Origin of the sequence: Streptomyces sp. URMC 126 (assembly GCF_051386555.1) — a bacterium.
Lineage (GTDB): Bacteria > Actinomycetota > Actinomycetes > Streptomycetales > Streptomycetaceae > Streptomyces.
The window spans coordinates 1-3,983 of record NZ_JBPQTX010000466.1 but is presented as its reverse complement, the minus strand read 5'-3'; the positions used below and the strand labels follow the sequence as shown (position 1 = coordinate 3,983).

At 76.4% G+C, this 3,983-nt stretch carries 3 protein-coding genes; all 3 read right to left on the bottom strand.

Annotated elements, in window-relative coordinates; all coding sequences use genetic code 11:
- A partial coding sequence (locus ACSNOK_RS31435; RefSeq protein WP_436784200.1) for an FtsX-like permease family protein occupies positions 1-2,259 on the bottom strand: 2,259 nt, incomplete at its 3' end.
- Positions 2,253-2,999 carry an ABC transporter ATP-binding protein gene (locus ACSNOK_RS31430; protein WP_436784199.1) on the bottom strand — a complete coding sequence of 249 codons (747 nt, stop codon included), beginning with the start codon at positions 2,997-2,999 and terminating at the stop codon, positions 2,253-2,255. The genes ACSNOK_RS31435 and ACSNOK_RS31430, both read right to left, overlap by 7 nt.
- A gap of 164 nt (positions 3,000-3,163) precedes the next feature.
- Positions 3,164-3,844, bottom strand: coding sequence for a response regulator (locus ACSNOK_RS31425; protein WP_436784198.1), 681 nt, complete (start codon positions 3,842-3,844; stop codon positions 3,164-3,166).
- Positions 3,845-3,983 lie beyond the last annotated feature (139 nt).

Below are 3,983 nucleotides of genomic sequence, written 5' to 3'. Positions count from 1 at the left end.
CACCCCCACCGCCACCAGCGCCTCCGCCCCGGCCATCCGCACGATCCGAGCGGGCGCCGCCCCGGCCAAGCCGAGCGCGGCGAACTCCCGGCGCCGCCCGGCCGTCGCCATGACGAGCGTGTTCGCCACGGAGATCAGCGCGTAGCCGACCGAGATCCCCAAGGTGACCGAGGCGGCGGTGGACGCCTTCTCCCTCAGCCCTCGCTCCACGGCCGCGAACCATTCGCCGACCGTCCCGGCCCGGGCGGGATGCCCGTCGAGCGCCGCCGCCAGGCGGTCCGCGACGGCGGCCCGGTCGGCGCCCGGACGGTACGTCAGCAGAGCCCGGTCCGGCAGCGCGTCCCGCCCCACCAGGGCGGACGACACATAGGCGGTGTCACCCGCGAGGCCCGTCCGCACCACGGCGGCGATCCGCAGCTCGTGGGGCACGCCGTCCGGCAGCCGCACCACGACCCGTTCCCCCGCCGCCAGCCCGTTGCCGTCGGCCGCCTTCCGGTCGATGACGAGCGAGTCGTCACCGAACGCCGCCAGCGAGCCCGCGACCGCCGTCGGCCGGAGCATGTCACCGAGCGCCGCGGGCGCGACGGCCTGAGCGGACAGCGAGTCGAGAACCTCACCGGAACGCCTCGCGACATAGGCGCGAACGGGCGTGACAGGGACGACCGAGACACCGGGCACGCCGTGGAGCGCCTCCATCGTCGGCCGGTCCAGCCGCTTGCCCCCGACGGGCAGCACCACCCGGTCGGCGCGGGTCTCCGCCCGCGCCTGCGCCACCCGGGCCCGGTCCCCCGCACTCTGCGCGCACAGCATGGTGGCGGCCAGCCCGACCGCGACCGCCGACGGCACCACGGCGGCGGCCGCGCGCCGGCGCGCGTTGAGCAAGTTCTGCCGCACCAGCAGCCCACCGGCACCCCGCCGGACCCACGGCCGCGTCACCAGCCGCGCGACGGCCGGCAGGACGAGCGGCGCCACCAGCGCGCAGCCGCCGGCGAACAGCAGGGGGACCATCCCGTACTTGCGCGGGTTCACGGCCGTCTCCGGCGCCTGCCGGGAGATCACCCAGCCGGCGACGACCGCCCCGGCCAGCATCCCGACGCCCAGCAACACCCGCAGCGGGGTCAGGGCGCGCCTGCTCGCCGCCGCCTCCCGCATCGCCTCGGCCGGCCGCACCCTGGCCGCGCGCAGGGCGGCGGACGCGGCGCCGAGCAGCGCGGTGGCGACCCCCAGGACGAACGCGCAGGCCGGCGCGACGGGTTCGACGCCGATCGTGAACCAGCGCGGCGCCACCTCGTGGTCCGTCATCCACGCCCCGAGCGCGCCGGCGGAGCAGACGCCCACGGCACAGCCGACCGCGGACGCCACCACGCCCAGAACCGCCGCCTCCGCCAGCACCGTCCGCCGGACCTGCCGGGGCGTCGCCCCGACGAGCCGGAGCAGCGCCAGCTCCCGCCGCCGTTGATCGACGGCGAACGCGAAGGTGGCGATCACGATGACCACGGCCACCGACGCCGCGATGACCATCGTCGTCCCGGCCATCGCCTGGGCGTTGGCCAGGGCGGCGGCACCGCCGGACGGGTCGGGGTCGGCGTCGACGCGTCCGTCCCCGGTACGGACGAGAGCCCCCGCCCCGGCGGCCGCCCGCAGCCGGTCCGGTGGTCCCGTCGCCACCAGGGCGTTGACGGGCGGCGATAGCCGGGCCGCCGTCCGGTCGGTGAAGAACACGGCGTCCTCGAACCAGACCGGTGCCGTCACCCCCGCCACCGTGTACCGCCGCACGCCGTCCGCCGTGCCGACGGACACGGAACGCCCCACGAGTTCCGCTTCCCCGCCGCCCACCACGACCTCGCCGTCTCCGGCGGGAGCCCGGCCCGCGACCAGGCGGTAGCGGCCGAACCCGGCCGCCGACCAGCCATGGCCGACCGCGGCGCGCGCTCCGGGAGCCGCGCCGCGCGACGCGGCCGCCGCCAGCGTGACGTCGAAGGTCCGGTCCGCGGTGACGGCGCCGGTGGCGGCGATCCGCTCGACCGTGCGGTCCGGGAGGGCCGTGGGGAGATGGGCGGGATCGCCCCGCGGGTCGGCGGGCACGACGACGGCCGGCGCGGCGGCGAAGCGCTGCGGACCCGGGTGCGGAGTGCCGAAGGTGGCCGCCAGGGCGAGCGCCGTCATCGCGATCACCGCGGTCCCCAAGGCGAGCGCGAGGAAGGCCCCGGCGAACGCCGCCCGCCGGGCCCTCAGCGTCGCCAGGGCGAGGCTCAGCACGCGGCCGTCTCCAGACCCGTCATCCGCGCGGCGACGCCCTCGGCCGTCGGCCGGTCGAGCCCGTCCGCCACCCTGCCGTCCGCCAGGAACACCACCCGGTCGGCGAACGAAGCCGCCACCGGATCGTGGGTGACCATGACGACCGTCCGGCCGTGCGCGGAGACGGCCCGCCGCAGGAGGGCGAGGACGCCCCGGGAGGCCCCGAAGTCCAGGGCGCCGGTCGGCTCGTCCGCGAAGATCACGTCGGGGCGGGTGACCAGGGCGCGGGCGATGGCGACGCGCTGTTGCTGTCCGCCCGACAGCTCCCCGGGCAGGTGCCCGGCCCGGCCGGCCAGCCCGACGTCGTCCAGCGCGCGGTTCACCGCTCCCTCGTCGGGCCGCAGCCCGCCGAGCCGCAACGGCAGTTCCACGTTCTGCCGTGCCGTCAGCGACGGCAGGAGGTTGAAGTGCTGGAAGACGAAGCCGATACGGGAGCGGCGCAGCACCGCCAGCCGCGTTTCGGACAACTTCGCGGGGTCGGACCCGGCGAGTTCCACCCGCCCCTCGTCCAGCCGGTCGAGGCCGGCGGCACACTGCAACAGCGTCGACTTGCCCGAGCCGGACGGCCCCATGACGGCGGTGAAGGTGCCCGCGCCGAAGGACAGGTCCACTCCGGCGAGAGCGGCGACCCGGTTCTCCCCCGTTCCGTAGGCCTTGTACGCCCCGGTGAGGGAGACGACGGCGCGGTCGTGCTGGGTCACGGTGTTTCTCCAGGTCAGCGGGGAGACGGTTCGCCCGCCATGCTGTCCGCCCGGCGTACCCGCGCACATCGCCGGAGCGGGGGATCCGGTCCGTGCGGCGCCTCCCCCGCACGAGGGAGGCGCCGCACGCGGAGAAGCTCGGGCCCCGGGGGAGAGGACGCGTCTCAGACGTCGCCCGGCGCGATCAGCCCCGTCTCGTACGCGCAGATGACCGCCTGGACGCGGTCCCGCAACCCCAGCTTCGACAGCACATTGCCCACATGCGTCTTCACCGTGTGCTCGCTGACCACCAGCCGCGCCGCGATCTCCCCGTTGGACAGCCCCCTGCCGAGCAGCACGAGCGTCTCGTGCTCCCGCGCGGTCAGCACGGCGAGACGGTCCCGCCCGTCGGGCAACGGCCCGTCGGCCCCGACGGCGGCCGGCTTCCGGCGCGTGTAGTCCGCGACCAGCCGACGGGCCACCGACGGAGCCAGCAGCGCGTCACCCTCGACGACCACCCGCACCGCGTGCACCAGGTCGGCGCGTCGTACGTCCTTGAGCAGAAAGCCGCTCGCGCCGGCGTGCAGCGCGTCGTGCACGTAGTCGTCCTGGTCGAAGGTGGTCAGCATGACCACCTTGGTGGCGCTCTCCGCGCAGATGACGCGGGCCGCCTCGATGCCGTCCACGCCGGGCATCCGGATGTCGAGCAGCACCACATCGGGCGCGTACCGCCGCACGGCCTCGATCGCCGCCGCACCGTCACCGGCCTCCGCGACCACCTCCATGTCCGGCTGCGCCGACAGGATCATCGAAAACCCGGCCCGGACCAGCTCCTGGTCGTCGGCCACCACGACACGGATCGTCACCCTGCCACCTCCACCGGCGAGCCGGCCGCCAGCGGCAGGGAAAGGGCGACGCGGAACCCACGCCCTCCCGGGCCCGGCCCGGACGCGACCCTCCCGCCGTGCACCGCGGCCCGCTCCCGGATCCCGGCCAGCCCGCGCC